The 21,763-nt window shown below is 59.1% G+C and carries 17 protein-coding genes and 1 pseudogene; 15 read left to right on the top strand and 3 right to left on the bottom strand.

Features of this window, described 5'->3' with window-relative positions:
• The first annotated feature begins 1 nt into the window (after nucleotide 1).
• The 7 genes from RRH01S_RS24745 to hisN are packed head-to-tail and all read left to right on the top strand — an operon-like array spanning nucleotide 2 to nucleotide 7,413.
• Nucleotides 2–919, top strand: a complete 918-nt coding sequence (locus RRH01S_RS24745; protein WP_080705456.1) for an ABC transporter permease — start codon at nucleotides 2–4, stop codon at nucleotides 917–919.
• Nucleotides 920–2,731, top strand: coding sequence for a dipeptide ABC transporter ATP-binding protein (locus tag RRH01S_RS24740; RefSeq protein ID WP_042474655.1), 1,812 nt, complete (start codon nucleotides 920–922; stop codon nucleotides 2,729–2,731).
• Nucleotides 2,721–3,479 carry a DeoR/GlpR family DNA-binding transcription regulator gene (locus RRH01S_RS24735; protein ID WP_042474652.1) on the top strand — a complete coding sequence of 253 codons (759 nt, stop codon included), beginning with the start codon at nucleotides 2,721–2,723 and terminating at the stop codon, nucleotides 3,477–3,479. The genes RRH01S_RS24740 and RRH01S_RS24735 overlap by 11 nt, the downstream gene beginning before the upstream one ends.
• Nucleotides 3,472–4,737, top strand: coding sequence for a Zn-dependent hydrolase (locus tag RRH01S_RS24730; RefSeq protein ID WP_042474649.1), 1,266 nt, complete (start codon nucleotides 3,472–3,474; stop codon nucleotides 4,735–4,737). Before RRH01S_RS24735 ends, RRH01S_RS24730 begins: the two co-directional genes overlap by 8 nt.
• On the top strand, nucleotides 4,727–5,656 hold the full coding sequence (locus tag RRH01S_RS24725; RefSeq protein ID WP_042474645.1) for a phosphotransferase: 930 nt from the start codon (nucleotides 4,727–4,729) through the stop codon (nucleotides 5,654–5,656). Before RRH01S_RS24730 ends, RRH01S_RS24725 begins: the two co-directional genes overlap by 11 nt.
• Before the next feature lie 11 nt (nucleotides 5,657–5,667).
• A complete protein-coding gene (locus RRH01S_RS24720; RefSeq protein ID WP_042474642.1) occupies nucleotides 5,668–6,606 on the top strand; it encodes a choline kinase family protein in 939 nt (312 codons plus the stop codon).
• Between the two features lie 3 nt (nucleotides 6,607–6,609).
• Entirely contained in the window at nucleotides 6,610–7,413 is an 804-nt protein-coding gene (gene hisN / locus RRH01S_RS24715) for a histidinol-phosphatase (RefSeq protein ID WP_042474640.1), read from the top strand.
• A gap of 55 nt (nucleotides 7,414–7,468) precedes the next feature.
• Here the strand turns inward: hisN and RRH01S_RS24710 are convergent, their stop codons facing one another.
• A complete protein-coding gene (locus RRH01S_RS24710; RefSeq protein WP_042474637.1) occupies nucleotides 7,469–8,227 on the bottom strand; it encodes a DeoR/GlpR family DNA-binding transcription regulator in 759 nt (252 codons plus the stop codon).
• A 1,601-nt stretch (nucleotides 8,228–9,828) separates the two neighbouring features.
• Between RRH01S_RS24710 and RRH01S_RS35250 the strand changes: the two are divergent.
• Nucleotides 9,829–11,064: pseudogene (locus tag RRH01S_RS35250) on the top strand (methyl-accepting chemotaxis protein); the annotation flags it as partial.
• 120 nt (nucleotides 11,065–11,184) lie between these two features.
• Here the strand turns inward: RRH01S_RS35250 and RRH01S_RS24700 are convergent.
• Entirely contained in the window at nucleotides 11,185–12,273 is a 1,089-nt protein-coding gene (locus RRH01S_RS24700) for an ROK family transcriptional regulator (protein WP_042474633.1), read from the bottom strand.
• A gap of 81 nt (nucleotides 12,274–12,354) precedes the next feature.
• Entirely contained in the window at nucleotides 12,355–12,996 is a 642-nt protein-coding gene (locus tag RRH01S_RS24695) for an SGNH/GDSL hydrolase family protein (protein ID WP_042474631.1), read from the bottom strand.
• Nucleotides 12,997–13,348: 352 nt separating this feature from the next.
• Between RRH01S_RS24695 and RRH01S_RS24690 the strand changes: the two genes are divergently transcribed.
• The 7 genes from RRH01S_RS24690 to glpD all read left to right on the top strand — a co-directional run bounded on the left by RRH01S_RS24690 (nucleotide 13,349) and on the right by glpD (nucleotide 21,744).
• Nucleotides 13,349–14,380, top strand: a complete 1,032-nt coding sequence (locus tag RRH01S_RS24690; protein ID WP_374188768.1) for an ABC transporter substrate-binding protein — start codon at nucleotides 13,349–13,351, stop codon at nucleotides 14,378–14,380.
• Between the two features lie 86 nt (nucleotides 14,381–14,466).
• Nucleotides 14,467–15,963 (top strand): sugar ABC transporter ATP-binding protein, encoded by a 1,497-nt coding sequence (locus tag RRH01S_RS24685; RefSeq protein ID WP_042474626.1) that lies wholly within the window; start codon nucleotides 14,467–14,469, stop codon nucleotides 15,961–15,963.
• Between the two features lie 24 nt (nucleotides 15,964–15,987).
• A complete protein-coding gene (locus RRH01S_RS24680) occupies nucleotides 15,988–16,950 on the top strand; it encodes an ABC transporter permease (RefSeq protein WP_042474623.1) in 963 nt (320 codons plus the stop codon).
• A 1-nt stretch (nucleotide 16,951) separates the two neighbouring features.
• Nucleotides 16,952–17,905 (top strand): ABC transporter permease, encoded by a 954-nt coding sequence (locus RRH01S_RS24675; RefSeq protein ID WP_042474620.1) that lies wholly within the window; start codon nucleotides 16,952–16,954, stop codon nucleotides 17,903–17,905.
• Between the two features lie 19 nt (nucleotides 17,906–17,924).
• Nucleotides 17,925–18,608, top strand: coding sequence for an SGNH/GDSL hydrolase family protein (locus RRH01S_RS24670; protein WP_042474616.1), 684 nt, complete (start codon nucleotides 17,925–17,927; stop codon nucleotides 18,606–18,608).
• An 80-nt stretch (nucleotides 18,609–18,688) separates the two neighbouring features.
• Entirely contained in the window at nucleotides 18,689–20,191 is a 1,503-nt protein-coding gene (gene glpK / locus RRH01S_RS24665) for a glycerol kinase GlpK (RefSeq protein WP_042474614.1), read from the top strand.
• A gap of 17 nt (nucleotides 20,192–20,208) precedes the next feature.
• Nucleotides 20,209–21,744, top strand: a complete 1,536-nt coding sequence (gene glpD / locus RRH01S_RS24660) for a glycerol-3-phosphate dehydrogenase (RefSeq protein ID WP_042474611.1) — start codon at nucleotides 20,209–20,211, stop codon at nucleotides 21,742–21,744.
• Nucleotides 21,745–21,763: the final 19 nt, after the last annotated feature.

Below are 21,763 nucleotides of genomic sequence, written 5' to 3'. Positions count from 1 at the left end.
GATGACCGATATCGTAGAACAGAGCGCCGGCGAGCGCACCATCGTCAAGCGAGGCACCACACCGACCCGGCGCATGTTGCAGATTGCCGTGGCGCGCCTCGACTTTCGCATTGGCCTCATTGGCTTCGGATTGCTGCTTGGACTTGCGATTCTCCTGCCATTTATCAGTTCGGTTGATCCGCTCAAGATGGCGTACAACCACAAGTTTGTCCCACCATTCCCTTCCGAAGGCTGGCAATGGCCGTACGTGCTCGGTACCGATCAGCTCGGCCGCGACGTCCTCATGCGCTGTCTCGTCGGACTGTGTTATTCGCTGTTCATCGGTGCGACGACCGTGATCCTCATGTTCATCGTAGGCTGCAGTCTCGGTCTTCTTGCTGGTTTTCGTGGCGGTTGGCTTGATACGGTCATCATGCGGCTGACCGATGCTCAGCTCTCAATTCCCATGATCATTCTTGCCATCACCATCCTCGGTGTGTCCCGCCCAACAGTGCCTGCGATTATCCTCGTGCTTGGTCTTTCAGGATGGCCGCTCTATGCGCGTGTCGCCCGTTCAGTTGCTCTCGGGGAACGCAGCCGTGGTTACGTTCTCGGCGAGCGTGTGCTCGGCGCGTCCGATCTTCGAATCATGCTCCTCTTCGTGGCTCCCGTTGTGCTTCCGCCGATCGCGTTCGTTGCGGTTCTCGACATCGCCCGCATGATGATCTTCGAGTCGATCCTGGGCTTTCTCGGTCTCGGGGTTCAGCCGCCGACACCGACATTCGGGAACGTGATTGCGGATTCACGAAAGTATTTGCTGAACGCATGGTGGATCGCGACGATGCCCGGCCTATTCATGCTGATATCGCTGACTTGTCTGAATCTGATGGGTTCAGCATTGGAACGCGCGCGCAATGCGGTTCTGAGAGGGGATGCGTAAATGAGTGATCCAATTCTCACTGTCTCCAGTCTCTCAGTCGATCTCCTGCGGGATAGCAGCAAACGGCGCATCGTCGACAATGTGGGCTTTGCCCTCCAGCCAGGCGAAGTTCTCGGCCTTGTCGGCGAGGCCGGATCGGGCAAGTCGGTGCTTGCGCGCGCAATGGTGAACTCCATTCGCGCACCATTGGAAGTCTCTTCGGGGAAGGTGATCTTCGAAGGAAAAGATGTCCTCTCGCTGGATGCCCGGGGGCTCAGGTCGATCAGAGGGAACCGCATTGGCTTCATTGGTGCAAACCCCATGGGTTCGCTCGATCCGCGGCTGCCAATCGGCCATCAGATCATCGAGAAGCTTCGATCTGTCCGGCCTGATATCGGTAAGGCGGAAGCTAAGGAAAAGGTTCTCGATCTACTTGGCCGGGTGCATATTCCATCGCCGCGCTCTCGTTTTCATGAGGCACCTTTCCAATTCTCCGGCGGCATGATGCAGCGTGTAATGATCGTCGATGCGCTCGTTTCCGAGCCATCGCTTGTTATTGCGGACAATATTACGCAGCCGCTCGACGTTACGGTCGCTGCCCAGATTATCAGGCTCATCGACAATCTCAGGGAAAGTCTCGATACGGCATTCCTGTTTATCTCTTCGTCGTTGCCCGTGGTGTCACAGATCGCCGAGCGGACGCTGGTTATGCAAGGTGGCCGCATCGTCGAACAGGGCAAGACTACTGATATTACTGCCAATCCGCAGCAAGCCTATACGCGCGCACTACTTTCCCGCATTCCATCGATATGGAAGAACGTATCGGCACCGGAGGCAAAAGACGGTGAGGCTGTCCTGACCGTCGAGAATGCAACACGAACCTATAGCGTACGCCGGCGCGATGCGTTCAATGCCTTCAACGAAGTCAAGGCCGTACGAGACGTGTCCTTTACCGTCAATGCAGGTGAAAATTTTGGCATTGTCGGTGAAAGCGGTTGCGGCAAATCCACGCTTACCCGCCTGCTTGCGTGGCTCGAACAGCCGAACGTCGGGCGCATTGCGTTCCTCGGAAAAGACCTCTCGAGTCTCTCTGCTCGCTCGTTGACCGAGATGCGCAAATCGTTCCAACTGCTGTTGCAGGATCCCTACGGATCGCTGCCGGCGGGGATGTCGATCATCCGCATGATCGAAGAGCCGCTTCTGATCCACGGGGTCGGCCGCCGCGATGCGGAGCAACGCGCACGGGAGGCCATGCGCGAAGTGGGTCTTCATGCGGAACTTGCCGATCGATTGCCGGTGGGCCTTAGCGCCGGTCAGCGCCAGCGCATCAACATTGCCCGGGCGCTGGTGCTCAAGCCGCGCCTTTTGATCCTCGACGAGACCTTGTCGGCGCTCGACCAGGTCGAGCAGGCCGAGCTTCTCGATCTCTTCAAACGGCTTCAGGCGGCGCACGGGTTTTCGTATATTTTCATATCTCACGACCTCGCGCTGGTCCGTCGGATCTGTCACCGCGTTGCGGTCATGTATCTTGGGCGCATCGTCGAACTGGCGGACAACAGAACCCTTTTCGAACATCCCCACCACCCGTACACGCGGGCGCTGCTCAGCGCCATGCCAACGTTGGAGGAAAACCGTTTCCCGGGCGCGGAATACCTCCTGGACGGCGAGCCGCCAAGTCCTATTCATCTTCCTGTCGGCTGCTCGTTCCGCTCCCGCTGCCCGCGCGCGCAGACCGATTGCGCAAATACCGATCCGATGCTCCAGGGGGGCGAGGGCGGGAATTACGCAGCCTGCCTGCATCGGCACGAGGACGAGGCGGTCCATGTCCAGTGAGATCCGCAAGGAGATCATCCTGGAGCGCCTCGGCCGTGACCAGCGCGTCAGCGTCGTCGAACTTTCTGCCGAATTCGGTGTTTCGGGTGAAACCATTCGCCGCGATCTGAAGAACCTCGAAGCAGAAGGTGCCGTGCGGCGCGTGCATGGCGGCGCAATTCCAGCAGGTCGAACGGCCGACACGCCGATCACCGAGCGCATCAAGCTCAACTCGGTCGAAAAGGATGCGGTCGCCGGCGTGGCGCGTAACCTGATCAATGACGACTGTGTGATCTTCCTCGATACGGGCACGACGACGCTTGCGCTTGCTCGCCGGCTGATCGGCTTCAAGAAGCTGCGGCTCTACACGAATTCCCTGATGATCGCGCAAGCGGCCTGCCAGCATTTCGGCGTGAGCGTGCACGTGACGCCCGGAAATCTGCGGCCGATCGAACAGGATCTGGTGGGTTACGACACGCTCTCTTACATCCAGCAGTTCCACTTCGACATGGTCTTTATGGGTGCGGCGGCAATCAATGTGGAATATGGGTTCATGGACTATGAAGAGGACGAGGCGCGAATTCGCCAGATCCTGATCAGAAGATCGTCACGAAGCGTCATGCTGGCCGATCATTCCAAGTTTGGAAGGGTCGGCAATGTGATCACCGCTCCATTCGAAGAAATCGGCACGCTCGTTACAGACCGGCGTCCGCCGGAAGATATCCTTGGCGCCGTTCGGGCTGAAGAAATGGAGATCATTCATGCTTGATGCAGGGACAATCCCGCGAAACGATTTCGATGCGATCTTCGACCGGATCTCTGCTATCGGCGCCGAGCCTGGAGCAGGCGTGACACGTTTAGCGGCAACCGCCGAGGACGGCATGGCGCGAGGCGTTTTTGCCGTTTGGATGGAGCAAGCGACCGCGCACATCACGCATGATGCAATTGGCAACCAGTTTGCCTGCTTCGAATGGGCCGGTCGGGATGCCCCCTGGATTTTTGCAGGCTCGCATCTCGACACCCAGCCGCGAGGCGGCCGTTTCGACGGTACACTTGGTGTGCTGACAGCAGGACAAGCTGCGCTAGATATTCACGCGGAGGTTCAACGTGGACGGTGCAAACCGCACTATAATCTCGCGGTCGTCAACTGGACGAACGAGGAAGGTGCTCGCTATCAACCGAGCCTCACCGGCAGCGCCGTCTTCTCCGGCGCTCTCGCACTCGGTGATGCACTTGAACTGCGCGACGGGGACGGCATATCCCTTAAGGACGCGCTCGCGGCGGTCGGTATCAACGGCGAAAGCGGGATAGTTCCTCCCTCCCCCGCGGCCTATGTCGAGCTGCATGTCGAGCAGGGACGGAAACTGCTCGAAGCGGGCCGACGTATCGGGATCGTCGAAGGAACCTGGGCGGCGCGCAAGTCGACCGTGCGCTGGATCGGTCGAGCAGCGCACACCGGCCCGACCCCGATGGCCGATCGCCGCGATGCACTTCTCGCCGCCGCGCGAGGGATTGCCGCCTTCGAAGCGGTCGTCGCCGCAAGCTATCCCCACCTCCATCGATCGGCGGCGCGCCTCGTGGTCGAGCCCAACTCGCCGAACGTTGTGGTCGACCGAGCGACTGTCTGGTTCGAACTGAGGGGGCCCGACGTGTCGGAACTGGACGCAGCCGGCGAGCTCGCACTTGCCGCGCTTCAAAAGGCGGCCGCCGATACGGTCACGCAGCTGGAAATCGTCACCGATACTTTGCGGGACCCTGCCAGCATGGATGGCGGGCTGATGGCGCTTGTCGGCCGGGCGGCCCGCTCTTGCGGTTTCGAGCCGTTGACCATGCGTTCCGTCGCAGGCCATGATGCCGTTGCCCTGCAAAACAGTGGCATACCGTCCGCCCTGATCTTCATTCCGAGCGTGGATGGCATTGCCCATCATCCCGACGAGCTGACCGAGCCGGACGACGTGCAAGCTGGTCTGACGGTGCTGACGACCACACTTCGCCATCTCGTTGAAGGAGGGCTCCATGCAGGATGATGCTACAATTCAGACTGCGCTCGAAGCGGTCGGCCTTTCGGGCGCCACCCTCTCAGGTCCGATTGGCGGAGTGGTATCGCCCATTCACCGCGCTGTCGAAAATCTCTGCTTTTTTGCAAGCAAGGCCGATCAGCCGCGGGTTTTCGTCAAACGTTTCCACGATGACATGTCCCAATTTATCGCACTGGATTGCGTTGCGGAGGCCAGCCGCAAGGCGGGCGAACTGGGCATTGCCCCGCGTCTCATCCATGCAGATCCCTCCAACGGCGTACTGGTGTTCGAGGCGCTTGATGAGGAATGGGCCTGGGGCCATGCCGATGTCCTTCGCCGCCCGCGGGTTCTCGAAAATCTTCTGACGGCGAAACGCACCTTCCAGAAAGCCCAACCGCTTGCGGAAGCGCGCAGTGTTTTCGATCTCGTTGCCGCCTACCGGCAAGTTGCCGAAGAACCGTGTGTCATCCTGCCAGCACCGGTATTCACCGTCTCGGCTGCCGTCCAGCGGATTGCCGGCGCCATCGCCGCCGCGGGTGTCGATACGGTCCCATGCCATGCGGACGGCGTCTCGTCGAACGTCATGGTCGGGCCGGACGACGGGGTTCGGCTGGTCGATTTCGAGTGGGCGCGCCAGGCGGACCCCGCGTACGATATCGGAACCGTGCTGGCCGAACTCCTCCCCTTCGATGGTGAGGCGCTGCTGGCGATCGAGATCGCAACCGGAAAGCCGGATGCCGGTGTGCTGGCGCGCGCCCGTCTCTACGGTGCGGCCGACGATCTCATGTGGGCGCTTTGGGGCTTCATCAATGCCGCCCACTCGCCACGCAAGCATGTTGAATTCTTCAAATATGCCGAATGGCGGCTTTTGAGAGCCCGCACAGTCATCGAAGGACCACGCTTCGAGACATGGCTGAAACAGGTCTGACGGAGAAAGCGATGAGACGCAGATTAGGCGAAGGCGCATCGCAGGCGGAACGGGCGATCGAGCAGGCGATCGCAGCCGTCGCGGATTGGCGGGACCTCGATGTTTCCTACGAACCGGTGCCCGGCGGCATCAGCAACCCCAATTGGCGCGTCTACGTCTTCGGTGCGCCACACAGTTTCTTCGTGAAGATTCCTGGCGCCGGAACCGAAATGTTCATCGACCGAAGAACCGCGAACGAAGCTGGGCGCAAGGCGCACGAAGCCGGCGTCGGGGCTCGGATCATCGACTTCTTCCCCGAAACCGGGGTCGAGGTGAGTGAATTCGTCGAAGGGCTGAGAACATCGACCAATGCCGACTTTCTGGATCCGGTCATACGCCTGAATGGTCTTCGCGCGCTGAAGGCCTTTAACGACACCGCGCCGCTTTCGCAGCAAAAGACGACCTTCGATATGATCGACGAACATTTCCAGCAGGCTCTAGATCTGGGCGGCGAGTTTCCGAGCAACTTCAGCTGGATGAATGCGCGCTATCGCGAGGCGCGCAGCGCACTGGAGGCGTCAGGTCTCGATCTGGCGCCGTGCATGAACGATACGCTGGCCGGCAATTTCCTCCTCCATTCCGATCGCCGGGTCATGCTCGTCGATTTCGAATACGCGTCCACCAATGATCGCGCCGCCGAACTGGCGCTCTGGTTCTGCGAGATGTGCTTCTCGCCCGAGATTGAGAAGGAACTGATCGAGGAATATTATGGTCGGGCGGACCCGAGTATCCTGGCGCGGATCTCGCTATTCAAGGCGCTCGTCGACCTCAAATGGGCGACTTGGGCCATGGTGCAGAACGAAGTCTCACGTCTGGATTTCGACTTTTTCAAATATGGATTCTGGAAACATATGCGGGCACGTTTCGTGATGAACAATCCGCTATGGTCGCAGTGGCTGAAGGCGGTCTGACACATGCACATTCAAACCAACGAAAACCTGGTCTCGCCTGATTTTTTTCGCCGCTTGGCGGCTGTAGCTGCGCGTGAGGCATTGCCGCGGTTTCGACTGCCAGGCGCAGTTGTCAACAAGGCCGCAGGTGGGTTCGATCCGGTTACCGAAGCCGACCGGGAAACGGAAAGAGCCATTCGGGATCTCGTTCGGGCTGAATATCCTGGCCACGGTATTTTGGGCGAAGAGTTCGGTAATGAAGGGGCGGATGCCGGCTATGTCTGGGTCATTGACCCGATCGACGGAACACGATCCTTTATCTCCGGTATTCCACTTTGGGGGACTCTTGTTGGACTGACGGAGAACGGCCAAGCCGTCGCCGGCATGATGGCGCAGCCTTTTATCGGCGAATTGTTTTATGCAGCCGGCAATGGCGCTTTTTACGAAGGACCACGTGCCGAAGCTGGAGTGCGGCTTTCGACAACTTCGACGCAAAACCTGGCCGATGCGACCCTGTTCACGACGACGCCGGCCATCTTCGAACCTGATCGCAGAGCCAGCTACGACCGGCTCGAAAAACAGGTTCGGCTCGCCCGCTACGGAACCGATTGCTATGCCTATTGCATGCTTGCGGCAGGCCAGATCGACTGCGTCGTTGAAGCGGGCCTCTATCCCTACGACATTGTTGCCCTGATCCCGATCATTGAACAGGCGGGCGGCGTTGTGACCGACTGGGATGGTAGGCCCGCCGAGCAGGGCGGCGGGATCGTCGCTGCTGCAAATGCCGCGCTTCACACTCAAATCATGGGCGTTCTGCACGGAGAGTGACCCCGTCTCTCCTTCAGCTGGCGGATATTACCAACCTGATGCTTTCGGCGGACGGTCAACCGTGGATGATTTCAAGGCCGCCCCTTTTGGCCGCCGCCAGAATATCCGTCGGCGGGCGCTGATCGGAAACCAACGTGTTTACGCTGGAAAATGCGGCGGTAATCACATTGCCGGTCTTGCCGCACTTTGAATGGTCGGCCAGCATGATGCTTCGGGCGGTCTGCTTCAGCAGAGCTTGGCGGATTCTCGCTTCGTCCTCTTCGTAGTCCATGAAGCCATATTCCGCCTTGATCGCCGCCACACCCATGAAGACCATATCGAAGTGGAACTGCTGGATGTAGGACAGTGTGTCGTAGCCGACCAGATCCTGTTCGATCGGGCGGAGATTTCCAGGTGTCATCTGGACCCGGACGCCGAAATGCTGGCAGGCGGCTTGCGCGACCATCAGGGAATTCGTGTACAGCCGTAGCTTCTTGAAGCCAACCAGGTGTCGCGCAAGGGATAAAGTGGTGGTGCCGGTATCTAGAAAAATGGCACAGTCATCGTTGATCAGGTTGCGCGCCATCTGCGCGACCACATCCTTTTCGAGCGCATTAAACCTGATTCGATCGGTGATCGGTACGTCTGCGGTGCGCCCGGCCGGTATAGCGCCACCGTGAACACGCCGCACGACCCCCTCGGCCTCTAGGTCCTTCAGATCGCGCCGAATGGTTTCACCCGAGACACCAAACTCCGCGGAAAGCTCGAGAACGCTGACACGCTGGTCACGATCGAGCCGTTCCAGAATGACTTCCTTGCGGACTTCGCTCGACATTGACAGCTTCTTCCTCGGGTCGGTGCGGGCCGGCAGCAACGTTGATGCTGACAATCCCTGTAAGCGGCGAACCTATCTCGCAAATCTTTGGAGGTAAGGTTGGCGAGATGCGTTGGTAAGTGTGGTGACCGTGAACCGGAAAGCCCACGACGTTTTCCTTGGATTTGTGTATTTATGTGGTGTTTGCGGATCTTTCAAACGAAAATGCACTGATCTCCACGGCATGAGAATCCGGAAACGCCCCCTGCCCGCCCGCGAATCGCTGCTGATGTGATGTCCTGTGAACTTTCGTGTCACAGAAACACCCATTTCAGTACCGTGCTCCGGTGAGGACGAACTCCCGCCTAGCTCCGCCCGTATGTGGATATGTTGCAATTTTGAAGCGATATCATCGGCGAATTGAGGTTGAATACACAAAAACAACATTGAAGAACCTAAAAAAGGTTCGACGGGAGTTTCGTACAAACTATTGAAAATAGTGGGGAAGATACGATCTGTAACGGATTTTTCAGAAGTATCAGCAATGATGGTTTGCAACTGTTTGAACTCGAAATGGATTCAAAATGCAGATTTCCCACAATTCTTTGCGACTCTTTCACCGCATGCGGTCCATCAAAGCTAAGTTTGCGGCCGTGATCATAGGAACAGCAATCGTTTCTTGCGCGTCTGTCGGGGCATTGAGCTATCAGATCGGAAAGAACGGTTTGATAGAGGCGAGCAAGATCCGCCTCGAGGCAATCGCAGCAAATCAGTCGAAGGCGCTCAGAGCCTATGATGAACGGGTAGCGCAGACGCTGACCGAAATTGCACAGAGCCAGTCGCTCGGGGAAATGACGGAGCAGGCCGGAAAGGCCATCGCAATGTCTGACCAGAAGGTACGCGAGGCGTTCCAAGACATGTCGAAGACTCCTGAACAAAGAGCAGCTTTCGACGGATCGACGGTCAAGATGCTCTATTCCGTCAAGCATAGCTCGGTGCATGGGCCACTGTTCAGCGCCTGGAAGAATGCCGATCTGAGCGATATCTTCGTCATCGATAACAATGGCCAGCTGGTCTACACGGTTACCAAGGGACCGGAGTTCATGGCGACCGTTCAGGACCCGAAGAACGCGTCCCTGAAGTCGCTGTTTGATTCATCCGTCGCCGGGCCCGCCGATCAGGTGTACCGGACGGGGTTCATACCGTTCAAAAGCGAGGAAAGCGACGTTTCGGCTTTTCTTGCTAAGCCACTTGCCAACGTCGTCTGGGGCTCTGTTGTCAAACGTGGCACCGTCGTGATCCGGATCGCACCAGCCAAGCTTCTGGCGCTCGTTTCGCCCGAAGGGCTTGGCCGGAGTGTTGACGAGGCTTTTCTTATCGGCGCCGATGGCACATTGAGGGCCGGCAACGTCGCGGAAGGCGGCTTAGCGCCGGAGCTGGTCCAGGCTGCCCGAGACCAAAAGAGTGGCTCCCTCTTCGCCGACGCCGCCAGCGGCTTAATTTTTTATTCCTATGTACCGGTCACGCTTTTTGGGCAACCGCACCTTCTGGTCATTGGTCAAGACAAGGCGAAGGTTCTTGCCTCAGCGGATGAACTAGCAAAATGGGCTGGTCTGACCACCTTGGCTGTGCTGTTCGGCATGGGGATCGTGGGTTACATCTTCTCGTCCCGCCTCACGAAACCCTTGAAAGACATCACCGGCCTGATGAACCGCCTAAACAACGGTGACCAGACGATCGAGATCCGATCCGTGTCGCGTTCCGACGAAATCGGCATTATGGCGCGGGCGCTCGAATCCTTTCGTCAAAGCGCCGTCGACAAGGTGCGAATGGAGGATGAGGCGATCCACCGCAACGGGATGCTCGAACAGGAGCGACAATTGCGCGAGACCGAAAGCGCAAGAAGCGCGGCAGAGCTGGAAGTGGCCATGTCGGCGCTGGCGACCGGTCTGAAGAATCTGGCCGAGGGGAAACTGGATCATCGCATTGAGCATCCTTTCGCCCCGTCGCTCGATCAGCTGCGACAGGATTTCAACGGTTCGCTGACGCGGCTGCAGGCGACGATGCGCCAGATCCGCGACAATGTCGAAATGATCCAGGGCAACGGCAACCAGATGGCCGAGGCGGCTGAGGATCTTGCCAAACGTACCGAACAGCAGGCTGCTTCGCTCGAAGAAACGGCCGCCGCCATCGACGAGATTACCGTCACGGTTCGCTCGTCGGCGGAGCGTGCCAAGGATGCCGACCAGATCGTTCGCCAGGCCAAGCGCAGCGCCGACGACTCGGCCATCGTCGTCAACAATGCGATCGACGCCATGGGACGTATCGAAGAAGCCTCCCGCCAGATCGAGCAGATCACCGGCGTCATTGACGAGATCGCCTTCCAGACCAATCTGCTGGCGCTCAATGCCGGCGTCGAGGCAGCCCGTGCCGGCGATGCCGGCAAGGGCTTCGCTGTCGTTGCCCAGGAGGTGCGCGAACTAGCGCAACGCTCCGCCAAGGCAGCCAAGGAGATCAAGGTCCTCATCAACAAGTCGACGACCGAGGTCAACACCGGCTCTCATCTGGTTCAGGAAACCGGCGCGGTTCTTGCGAAGATCAGCACCCAGATTGTCACGATCAGCCACCACGTCGAGACGATCGCCCGCGGCAGCCACGACCAGTCGAGTGCGCTGCAGGGGGTCAACGCGACCGTCAACCAGATGGACCAGATGACACAGCACAATGCGGCGATGGTCGAGGAGACGACGGCCGCAAGCCGCGAACTCGCCTCCCAGGCCGACAGCCTGCTGGGGCTGGTTCAGCAGTTCAAGATTGAAGGAAATGGACGAGAATTGGGCTTGCATAGGGCTGCCTGATTTGCGGCAGTCCAAATGGATTTAGCGCCCTCATCTTCGTCGAAGTCAGTTCTGGGGCCGGCAACCAAAGTTGCCGGCTGGATGAGAATTTGCCCGGACGCTGATGGCCGCCCCGATCAGTTAGACACCACTCTCGACCATGAACCTTGACATGAACGGCAGACTTGCCGCGCCGACTGCCTTTGGTGCGCTCAAGATACTCGTTGGCATGACCGCGACCTCGGGAACCAATTTCTGTAGCGAGGCGCACACATTCCGAGAGACACTCGCCGGCACAAATGAAGATACGATAACGGCTTCCAGCTCGACAAATTGGGTGAGCGACCTGACGATGCCGCGCATCTTTTCCGCGAGTCTGCCTTCCCATTCGAGAACCAGGCCGTTCTCCGGCCACGGTGCAAGTGGTTGCCAAAGATGATCCGTCGGCGCACCCGCGGCGGTCAACATGGTTTCCAGTGACGCCGCGCCCACATCGAAACTGACAACAGAATTGCCGTGATGAATCTGGTGCTTCAAAACCAGCCGGCTGTGGAGGTTCGCGCCAATGTAAAAATAGAGATAGTCGGAAAACGGCTTGGCAATGCCGAACATGCTCTCTCCGCTGGCTGCAGCGGTGATGTCGTTCTGCACGAACACCGAGTATCCGGTGAGCTCCTCGACTTCCTTTTGCAGAGAGTCGAAATAGGCTTTCTCCTCACGACCCTCCGATGCGCTCGACGGCAGAGCCAGGCCAATACCGGCCAGCCGCTTTTGAGCATTCTTCGGAACGATGTTCATCGCCTGCCGGATGGTGTCGATGAACATCGTTTGGTTGCTATCGCGCTCGGGTTGCGGATTGGGAAGCTGCATATGATAGCGAACGGCGCCAACGAAATCGATCAGAACGACGTCCGTCCGCTTCAGGCCAACGCTGATGCCAATCGAGAAGGCCCCCTCGGGGTTGAGGGCTACTGGAACGGTTGGCGGCCCAACACGTCCCTTTTGTGCTTCCCCTTTTTGAACCAATCCCTCTTGTTCCAGCGATCTGACGAGCACCGAAATCGTCTGGGCGGAGAGACCTGTCCGTTCGCCGATCTCCAATCTGGTTATCTCGCTGTTTTGAAGGAGCAGCGACAGCAGCAGGCGTTCGTTGTAGCTGCGCACGCTCACGGCGTTTAGGCCCGTCGCCCGATCGGCAATACGCAGGGGATTGGGTGGTGCAAAACGCATATCAGGCATCAATGCGATCCTCGCCGAGTAAGGCATAAAGATGAACCGGCATCCATTTGTCGTGTCGTTGCGGCAATATCATCATCTCCAACCGATCGCCTCGACTTCCCTGGCAAGCGCTGTTCCCAAGGCTTCATGCGCTTCCCGGTTGATGTGAAAACCATCGCGAGGATCACACGACGCGACGGTCGCGGCGTCAAAGAAGTGGACTTCGAGCGAATCGGCAATAATTTCAAACTCAAGGGCGAGACGCCGGGATTTCTCCTGGGCGCCGGAAAATATGGGTTCCCATTCCTTGATATCGTTCAGCATTGGGGGCGGAGCAACCACCATGATTTCGGGGGGCTTGCCGCCCGGGCCGGGCGCCAGTTCCCTGATATCGTAGACCAGGCAGCCAATCCCCATCGCCACTTCCGAGGGTGGTTGGCCGAAGCGCGCCTTCAGGTCGTTCGTCCCGAGCATGATGATGACAAGGTCGAGGATCGCGTGGCTCATGAGGCACGGACGCAGGTAGGATCGGCCGTTCTTCATCGTTCCTTCGATCGGATCGTCGCGAACCGTTGTGCGGCCACTCAAGCCTTCCTCGATGACGTACCACGCGCTTCCAAGCTCCCGTCTCAAAACGCCAGGCCAGCGTTCGTTTGGCCCGTATCGGTCGAGCGGCGAACCCCCCGGAATTTGGCCATGCGTATTCGAGTCGCCGTAACATAAGACTGACCGCATTTCCTCCCCACCTTTATGGCAAATCATAAAGACGCATGAACATTCTCTGGGGATTATGGCCTTTGTCGATCTATGGCGCAAGTTTATTGATATTCATTCAATCTGAATAATTATTGACAGCGTTTTAGAGGTGTGGCATTTCTATGAATGGGAGAGCAAGATTTCCAGGAACTGAACATAGCCAACCCCAGTCATCCAATGGCGTTGGCCCGCGACTAAAGCCGCTTCAGCGGCCTGGATAAGTGCGTCTCCGTGTCAATGGAGATCCGACGTCGATGAGGACGACGGTGTTTGTGCAAGGGAGGAATTCTCAGTGAACGGCTATCTGAAATCTATTCTCGGGGCGACGCTTGTGGTGGCATCCACCGCGGGCCCGCTTTGGGCTGATGACGTCAAGTTCATGGACGGCATCACGCCGCGAGCTGGCGACAACCCGCAGACCGAAGCTGGCAAGTACAAGAAGGATTGCGGCTGGGTCATCGGCATGAGCGACTTTGGCGTCAACGCCAATACCTGGACGGTCCAGGTCGCTCACGAGTCCGAGGCTGCTGCTGCTGCCAACAAGTGCATCAAGAAGTTCATCCTGCTCGACGCCGGCTTTGACCAGAAGAAGCAGGTTGCCGACATCGAAGATCTGATCGCGCAGAAGGTCGACGCGATCATCGTCCAGCCGGTCACTTCCACCTCCGCCAACGCATCGATGAAGAAGGCGATTGCTGCTGGCATTCCGGTCATCGTCCATACCGGCCGCGTAGAGACGGACGATTACACGACAGAAATCCAGGGCGGCGCCGAGCACTTCGGCAAGGTGATGGGCGACTGGCTCGTCAAGACGGTCGGAAACGACGGCAAGATCTGGGTGCTGCGCGGTCTCGCCGGCCATCCGGAAGACACCAACCGCTACAATGGTCTTCTGGAAGCGCTGAAGGGCACGAACGTCAAGATCGTCGCCGAAGAGCATGGCGATTGGCAGTATGACAAGGGCAAGAGCGTCTGCGAGACCCTCTACCTGAACAACCCTGATGTGAACGGCATCTGGTCGTCGGGCGCCGACATGACGCGCGCCTGCGTCGACGTCTTCAAGCAGTTCGGCGCCAAGATCCCGCCGATCTCGGGCGAAGGCAACAACGGGTTCTTCGGCCAGTGGATCAACGACGGCTTCGAGTCGATCTCTGCAGAATATTCGCCGGCCCAGGGTGCCGAGGGCGTGCACGCCGCGATTGCTCTGCTCGAGGGCAAGCAGCTCTACAAGCACTACGACTACAATCCTCCGGGCTGGGATCTCGAGAAGGTCAAGAAGTATTACCGCGACGATCTCTCCGCGAACGTCTGGTGGCCGTCTCAGCTCTCCGAAGACGATCTGAAGAAGTATTATAGCAAGTAATCATTCTCCCGCGGCGCGTCCGCCGGTTTCGTTCCGGAACCGGCGGATGGCCACCGGAACGGAATTGCGTGATTTGGGAGGAAGCAATGGCCAACCTTGTAGAAATGTCGAACATTTCAAAGTCGTTTGGCGGAAGTCTGGCACTTGATAGAGTGTCGCTGGAGCTCTTGCCGGGTTCGGTGCATGCCCTGATGGGCGAGAATGGCGCCGGTAAATCGACCCTCATGAAGATCCTTGCGGGTGTTCATCGGCCAGACAGTGGCGATATCTTCAAGAACGGCCACAAGATCTCCTTCGTCAATCCGAAAGAGGCACTTGATTTCGGCATATCGACCGTCTTCCAGGAAATGACGCTCCTGTCGAACCTCACGATCGCCGAAAACATGTTTCTCGGGCGTGAGCCGGTCACGCGCTTCGGCACTGTCGACTACAGGCGCATGAATGCCGAAACCAGCAAAGCGCTAAAGGAGCTTTCGCTCGACCTCGATCCGCGGACCCTTGTTTCGAATCTCAGCATCGCCGAACGGCAGTTCGTCGAGATCGCCCATGGCATCAAGGCCGATGCCTCGATTTTCATTCTCGATGAGCCGACGGCTGCTCTCAATGCCGCCGATGTCGAGATCATGAACAAGCATATCCGGCGACTGCGCGATGCGGGCAAGGCGATCGTCTATATCTCGCACCGGATGGATGAAATCTTCCAGATCTGCGACACGGTCACGGTCCTGAAAGACGGCAAGCTGGTGGGCACGCGCCCCCTTTCCGAAATGACGCCGACGTCGCTGATCGCAATGATGGTCGGCCGGGAATTGAAAGACCTGTTCCCGGCAAGAAACCCCTCGCCATCCGGTGAGCCGATGCTCGACATAAAGCACTTCAAGATCGGCGCGTCGACGAAGCCTTTCTCGCTCCATGTTTCCAAGGGTGAGATTGTTGCTCTCGCGGGTCTGGAAGGGCAAGGGCAGCAGAAGCTCATGCGCTCGCTCGTCGGCCAGTTCCAGCCGTTTTCCGGCACTGTCACATTCCAGGGGAAGTCACTTGCCTTGCCCGTGCCGAACGAGAACGGCATCCGCAAGCTACAGCAGATGGGCGTTGGCTTCGTTCCTGAAGATCGCAAGGAAGAGGGTCTGTTCCTGAACCTTCCGATTGCCCACAATATCGAGATTGCCCTTCATTCGGCACGGAGGGGTTTTTCCCCCGCGAAGAACTATCGGAAGGTCGTTGCCGACACGATCAAGCGGCTGAACGTGCGGACGATCAACACGTCTGCACCAGTTGGCGCTCTTTCCGGCGGCAATCAGCAGAAGGTTCTGCTCGGGCGCTATATCGCCGCCAATCTCGACATCCTGCTGATTGAAGAGCCGACACGCGGCGTCGACATCGGCGCCAAGTCGGAAATCTACAAGCTGCTTCGCGACTTCACGCAGAACGGTGGGGCCGTGCTGGTCCTGTCGAGGGAAACCGTGGAGCTCATCGGTCTCTGCGATCGCATCTACGTCGTCCATGGCGACACGGTTGTTGCCGAGATGCCCGCCGCAAAGGCCACCGAGCACGACATCCTCGACGCCGCCTTGAGCGCGTGAACGCCAAATCAGAGAGTCAATCCAATGACTAAGACCCTTGCAAGACTATTTACGGGAAGTCAGAACCGCCAAGGTCTCTGGATCGTTCCCCTGCTGATCACCATCGTCCTCAGTATTGCGCTGATCGTTCAGACAGATCAGTTCCTGAACCGTGAAAACCTGTTCAACCTGATCGCCCAGGCAATGCCGCTGATCATCACGGCGGTCGGCCAGCTGTTCGTCATCCTCGTCGGCGGCCTCGACCTTTCCGTCGGATCGCTGATCAGCTTCACGACAGCCATATTGGCGTTGGACGCCCCGGGCTACATTACGATACCGGCAGTCTTCCTGCTGGCGGCCTTGCTCGGCCTGACCAACGGCATTGTGATCACCCGTCTCAACGTCCATCCGATCATCGCGACGCTGGCGATGCAATATATCGTGCTCGGAGCTGCGCGCATCTTGCGTCCCGTCTCCGGCGGGACCATTCCGGATGTCGTCATCAGCTCAGTCTCGGGGTCGTTCCTCGGCATCCCCATGCCGATATTCTGGGGCATTTGCGTTGCCCTGGTCGCCTGGAAATTGCTCTACGGCTCACGGTTCGGACTTCATCTCTTCGCGATCGGCGGAGGCATTTCCAGCGGCGTGGAAGACGCCACACGTAACTTCGGTGTGGCCGACAAGCGCAATGTCATCCTGGCCTATGTCGCCTGCTCGTGTTTTGCGGCTCTTGCCGGCGTGTTCCTGGCCGGCCGCATCGTGTCCGGCGATCCGAATGTCGGTCTTCTCTTCGAGCTCGATGCGATCACTGCCGTCGCCATTGGCGGCACGCAACTCTCCGGCGGCGTCGGCAGCCTGCAAGGAACGATTATCGGAGCCTTGGTGCTAGCGCTCCTCTCCAACGGCATGAATCTGGTCAACGTTTCGCCGTTCATTCAGACGGCGATCAAGGGCGGCATCCTGCTGCTTGTCGTCGGTTTCCAGACACGCAAGAAGATGGGGCTCTAAAATGTCAGGCTTCGCGAACAATCCCGCAATTCAGCGAATGCTCAGGGTCGCGCCTTCGTATTACGTCTTTGCATTGCTTCTGCTCGTTCTATTCGTCTCGCGCCCGCAGATGCTCAATGCAAATGTCATGGGGATCTTCATTCGCCAGGTCGCCCCTCTCGGCGTTCTCGTCCTCGGACAGCTGCTCGTCATGCGCGTCAAGAGCATTGACCTTGCAGGCGGCGGCATCATCCTGCTCGTCAACTATTTCATTTCGTCGAACCTTCTTCCTGGAATGTCGGCGACAGGTTTCGTCCTGCTGGCGCTCTTCACCGGCACCGCAATTGGCCTGTTCAACGGCTTCATGGTCGGCAAGCGGCGTGTCTCGGCGGTCATTGTGACCCTTGCCGTGAGCATCATCCTTGTGGGTGCCGTCCAGTTCCTGTCCAGCGGCAAGCCGCCGGGGAACGTGCCGGCCTACTTCAACACCATTTACAATGTGAAACTTGGTCCCCTGCCGCTCCCGGTTCTGTTCTGGGTCGTGCTGACGGCGCTGTTGTCCCTGCTTCTGTCGAGAACGGTGTTCGGGCGCTACGTCACCTCCGTGGGTGCCAATGCGGAAGCCGCGCACTTCTCGGGCGTTCCCGTCGAACGCACGGTTGTCGTGGCGCACACACTCGCAGGCCTTATCGCCGGCATCGCCGCCCTCGTTCAAACGGCGTCGATTGCGGTCGGGAGCGTTCGTGTCGGCCTGGATCTCCCGATCCTGTCCGTTGCGGCGACCATTCTCGGCGGCGTGGTGTTCGGCCGGGGGGAAGGTGGCGTCTGGGGGCCGTTCTTCGGTGTCCTTTCTTTCGCGCTCCTCTTTGTCGTGATGACGTCCTTCGGCGTCAGCGACTCCGGGAAGCTCATCGCGCAAGGTCTCATCATCCTGCTTGCGGCCATTTTCTACGGCCTCAAGGCACGCAACTCGTAGTTATCGGAGGAATAACGATATGGCAGAGAGCCGCTCAATACTGTGTTTTGGGGATTCACTCACATGGGGATGGATTCCGGTGCCGGAATCGTCCCCTACCCTCAGATACCCCTTTGAGCAGCGCTGGACCGGCGCCATGGCAGCGGCGCTGGGTGACGGCTATGCGATCATCGAGGAGGGCTTAAGTGCCCGCACAACGAGCGTCGAGGACCCCAACGATCCCCGGCTGAACGGCAGCGCCTATCTGCCGATGGCGCTCGCCAGCCACCTGCCGCTCGATCTTGTGATCATTTTGCTCGGCACCAACGATACCAAGTCCTACTTCCGCCGTACGCCCTACGAGATCGCCAACGGCATGGGCAAGCTTGCAGGACAGGTTCTCACCTGTGCCGGTGGTATCGGCACGCCCTACCCTGCGCCGAAGCTCCTGATCGTTTCGCCGCCGCCGCTCGCTCCCATGCCTGACCCATGGTTCGAATGCATGTTTGGTGGTGGTTACGAAAAGTCCCTCGAACTCGCAAAGCAGTACAAGGCGCTCGCCAATTTCCTGAAGGTCGACTTCCTCGACGCCGGCGAGTTCGTCAAGACCGATGGCTGCGACGGGATCCATTTCTCTGCCGAGACGAACATCACGCTCGGCCGGGCAATCGCGGCGAAGGTCGAAGCGATTTTCTCACAAGAGGCGAAGAACGCTGCAGCTTAGCAGTCTTCCGCCGCCGGCCGCCAGCGTCTCCCTCCCAGGACGCTGGCGGTCCCCTCCCGTCAACAAGATTTGAGGCTTCCATGACCGGCTATGTTCTGGCGATCGACCAGGGGACAACGTCCTCCCGTGCCATCGTTTACGGCCCCGATGCCCAGCCGATCGCGATCGATCAAAAAGAGATATCGCAGTCGTTTCCGAAGTCCGGCTGGGTCGAACACAACGCCACCGAAATCTGGGAGTCTGTGCTTGAGACCTCCCGCAATGCTCTGAAGCGGGCAGGCATCGAAGCGCGGGACGTTGCGGCAATCGGCATCACAAACCAGCGCGAAACATGCCTTGTCTGGGAGCGGTCGACGGGGAAGCCGATCCATCCTGCGATCGTCTGGCAGGACCGGCGGACCTACGGCGCCTGCGAAGTCCTTCGCGCGGATGGGTTTGGTCCGCTGATTCAAGAAAAAACCGGTCTTCTGCTCGATCCCTATTTTTCCGCCACGAAGATCGCCTGGATCCTCGACAATGTCGACGGCGCGCGGCGCGCGGCTGAGAATGGCCAGTTGCTGTGCGGCACGATCGACACGTATCTGACATGGATGCTCACAGGCGGCGCTGTGCACGCAACGGACGCGACCAACGCGTCACGCACGGCGCTGTTCGATATCCGCGAGAACCGCTGGGATGACGAATTGCTGGGCGCCTTCAGAGTGCCGCGGGCTCTCTTGCCCGAGGTGAAGGATTGTGCTGACGATTTCGGCCAGACGATTGCCGGCCACTTCGGCGCTCAAATTGCGATCCGGGCGCTTGCGGGCGACCAGCAGGCAGCCTTGATCGGCCAGGCCTGCCTCAAACCCGGAATGCTTAAATCGACCTATGGCACGGGATGCTTCGTGGTCCTGAATACCGGCGATCAGATCGTCCGGTCGTCCAACCGTCTGCTCTCTACCATCGGATATCGTCTCAATGGCAAAACAACCTACGCGCTTGAGGGCTCGATCTTCATGGCGGGTGCTGCGGTTCAATGGCTGAGAGATTCCTTGAAGCTCATCAAGGAAGCCGACGAGACCGGCCGTCTTGCGCATCTGGCTGACGAACAGGAAGACGTCTATCTGGTGCCGGCATTCACCGGCCTTGGCGCGCCGCACTGGAATTCGCAAGCCCGTGGCGCGATTTTTGGCCTGACGAGAGGCACAGGGATCGCAGAGCTTTCTCGGGCGACCCTGGAATCCGTCTGCTACCAGACGCGCGATCTGCTCGAGGCGATGGCCTGCGATTACCCGATGGAGGTCAGGGGCGCGACCCTTCGCGTCGACGGCGGCCTGTCGGGTAGCGATTGGGCCATGCAGGCTTTGGCCGATTGCCTGGGAAGCGACATCGAGCGATCGCAAAGCCAGGAAGCGACTGCCTACGGTATTGCGGCACTGGCTGGCTCGCAGGCCGGCGTCTGGCCCGACCTTCAAACCTTTGCCGCGAACTGGAAGGCGAAAAGCAGGTTCACCCCCAACCTCAACACTGACGAGCGCGCACGACGCTATCGGAAATGGCGCGCTGCCGTTGCAAGCACGCTTTCCTACGCGGCAACGGCGTGACGTCACGGGAGATCGATATGGAAGATAAGATCCACGACCTGTTCGTGATCGGTGGCGGTATCAACGGCTGCGGGATCGCGCGTGATGCGGTTGGTCGCGGCTACTCAGTTGCGCTGGCGGAGATGAACGACTTCGCTTCCGGCACCTCGTCTGGCGCCACCAAGCTCATCCATGGTGGCTTGCGCTATCTCGAACACTACGAGTTCCGACTGGTGCGTGAATCGCTGATGGAGCGCGAGGTGCTCTGGGCGATGGCGCCGCACATCATCTGGCCGATGCGCTTCGTGCTGCCCTACCAAAAGGGCGGCATCCGCCCGGCCTGGCTGATCCGGCTTGGGCTCTTCCTTTATGACCATCTCGGCGGCCGCAAGCTGCTGCCGCCGACTGCGGTTCTCGACATGCGCCGCGACGAGGCGGCCAAACCACTGAAGGCGCTCTTCACCAAGGCCTTCGAATATTCCGACGGTTGGGTCGACGATGCCCGGCTTGTGGTCTTGAACGCCCGCGATGCTGCCGACAAGGGCGCGCTGGTCATGCCGCGCACCAAAGTGGTCTCGGCGCGGCGCGAGAACGGGCTCTGGACGATCGAGACGGTGGATACGGTCTCCGGGATCGCGACGGTTCACCGCGCGCGCATGCTCGTCAACGCGGCCGGTCCCTGGGTAGACCATGTCATCCGAGGCGCCTTCGGCAAGAACGAGGCCCGCAATGTGCGCCTCGTCCAGGGCAGTCATATCGTCGTCAAGAAGAAGTTCGAAGGGCCGCGCGCCTACTTTTTCCAAAATCCCGACAATCGCATCATCTTCGCCATTCCCTATGAGGACGAGTTCACGCTGATCGGCACCACCGATCGCGACTTTAGCGGCGATCCGAAGGATGTCAGGATCTCGCAAGAGGAGACGGACTATCTCTGCAAGGCGGCCAGCGAATATTTCAAGGAGCCGGTCAGGCAGGACGATATCGTCTGGACCTATTCAGGGATACGCCCGCTTTTCAACGATGGTGCCACGAAGGCGCAGGAGGCGACGCGCGATTATGTGCTGAAGCTTGATGGCTTCGTCGGCAGCGAGGTCAACAGGGCTCCGCTCCTCAATATCTTCGGCGGCAAGCTCACCACCTACCGGCGTCTGGCGGAACATGCGCTGGAGAAGGTCGGCGAGGCGATCGGCGTCAAGGGCGCCCCCTGGACCGCCAAGAGCCATCTGCCGGGCGGCGACTTTCCGGTTCAAGGCTACGAGGCAGAGGTCACCAAGCTTCACACGGCCTATCCGTTCCTCGCCACTTCGCATGCGCGCCGGCTTGTCCGCCGCTATGGCACGAAGGCATCCGTCCTTCTCGGCACTGCCAGGAAGATCGAGGATCTCGGCCGGCATTTCGGGTCGGACCTTTACGAAGCCGAAGTGCTCTACCTGATGGAGCACGAATGGGCACGTACGACGAAGGACATTCTCTGGAGACGCTCGAAGAAGGGGCTCCATCTCAGCCACAGCGAAGTGTCCCTTCTTGACAGTTTCATCTCTGAGGTCGTCCAGCGGCAGGTTGCCGCGCAGTGAGATTTTTTGGCGGGTTTGA

The sequence above is a fragment of the Rhizobium rhizogenes NBRC 13257 genome (genome assembly GCF_000696095.1).
GTDB lineage: Bacteria > Pseudomonadota > Alphaproteobacteria > Rhizobiales > Rhizobiaceae > Rhizobium > Rhizobium rhizogenes.
The sequence above is the reverse complement of the archived record's forward strand: the minus strand, read 5'-3'. Positions and strand labels throughout refer to the sequence as shown.

Excerpts from the sequence above, each read along its gene's own strand:
- RRH01S_RS24725 (WP_042474645.1), top strand. The coding sequence starts at position 4,727 with ATGCAGGATGATGCTACAATTCAGACTGCGCTCGAAGCGGTCGGCCTT.
- RRH01S_RS24740 (WP_042474655.1), top strand. The coding sequence starts at position 920 with ATGAGTGATCCAATTCTCACTGTCTCCAGTCTCTCAGTCGATCTCCTG.
- RRH01S_RS24720 (WP_042474642.1), top strand. The coding sequence starts at position 5,668 with ATGAGACGCAGATTAGGCGAAGGCGCATCGCAGGCGGAACGGGCGATC.
- glpD (WP_042474611.1), top strand. The coding sequence starts at position 20,209 with ATGGAAGATAAGATCCACGACCTGTTCGTGATCGGTGGCGGTATCAAC.
- glpK (WP_042474614.1), top strand. The coding sequence starts at position 18,689 with ATGACCGGCTATGTTCTGGCGATCGACCAGGGGACAACGTCCTCCCGT.
- RRH01S_RS24685 (WP_042474626.1), top strand. The coding sequence starts at position 14,467 with ATGGCCAACCTTGTAGAAATGTCGAACATTTCAAAGTCGTTTGGCGGA.
- RRH01S_RS24680 (WP_042474623.1), top strand. The coding sequence starts at position 15,988 with ATGACTAAGACCCTTGCAAGACTATTTACGGGAAGTCAGAACCGCCAA.
- RRH01S_RS24710 (WP_042474637.1), bottom strand. The coding sequence starts at position 8,227 with ATGTCGAGCGAAGTCCGCAAGGAAGTCATTCTGGAACGGCTCGATCGT.
- RRH01S_RS24735 (WP_042474652.1), top strand. The coding sequence starts at position 2,721 with ATGTCCAGTGAGATCCGCAAGGAGATCATCCTGGAGCGCCTCGGCCGT.
- RRH01S_RS24700 (WP_042474633.1), bottom strand. The coding sequence starts at position 12,273 with ATGCGTTTTGCACCACCCAATCCCCTGCGTATTGCCGATCGGGCGACG.
- RRH01S_RS24730 (WP_042474649.1), top strand. The coding sequence starts at position 3,472 with ATGCTTGATGCAGGGACAATCCCGCGAAACGATTTCGATGCGATCTTC.
- RRH01S_RS24675 (WP_042474620.1), top strand. The coding sequence starts at position 16,952 with ATGTCAGGCTTCGCGAACAATCCCGCAATTCAGCGAATGCTCAGGGTC.
- RRH01S_RS24670 (WP_042474616.1), top strand. The coding sequence starts at position 17,925 with ATGGCAGAGAGCCGCTCAATACTGTGTTTTGGGGATTCACTCACATGG.
- hisN (WP_042474640.1), top strand. The coding sequence starts at position 6,610 with ATGCACATTCAAACCAACGAAAACCTGGTCTCGCCTGATTTTTTTCGC.
- RRH01S_RS24695 (WP_042474631.1), bottom strand. The coding sequence starts at position 12,996 with ATGCGGTCAGTCTTATGTTACGGCGACTCGAATACGCATGGCCAAATT.
- RRH01S_RS24745 (WP_080705456.1), top strand. The coding sequence starts at position 2 with ATGACCGATATCGTAGAACAGAGCGCCGGCGAGCGCACCATCGTCAAG.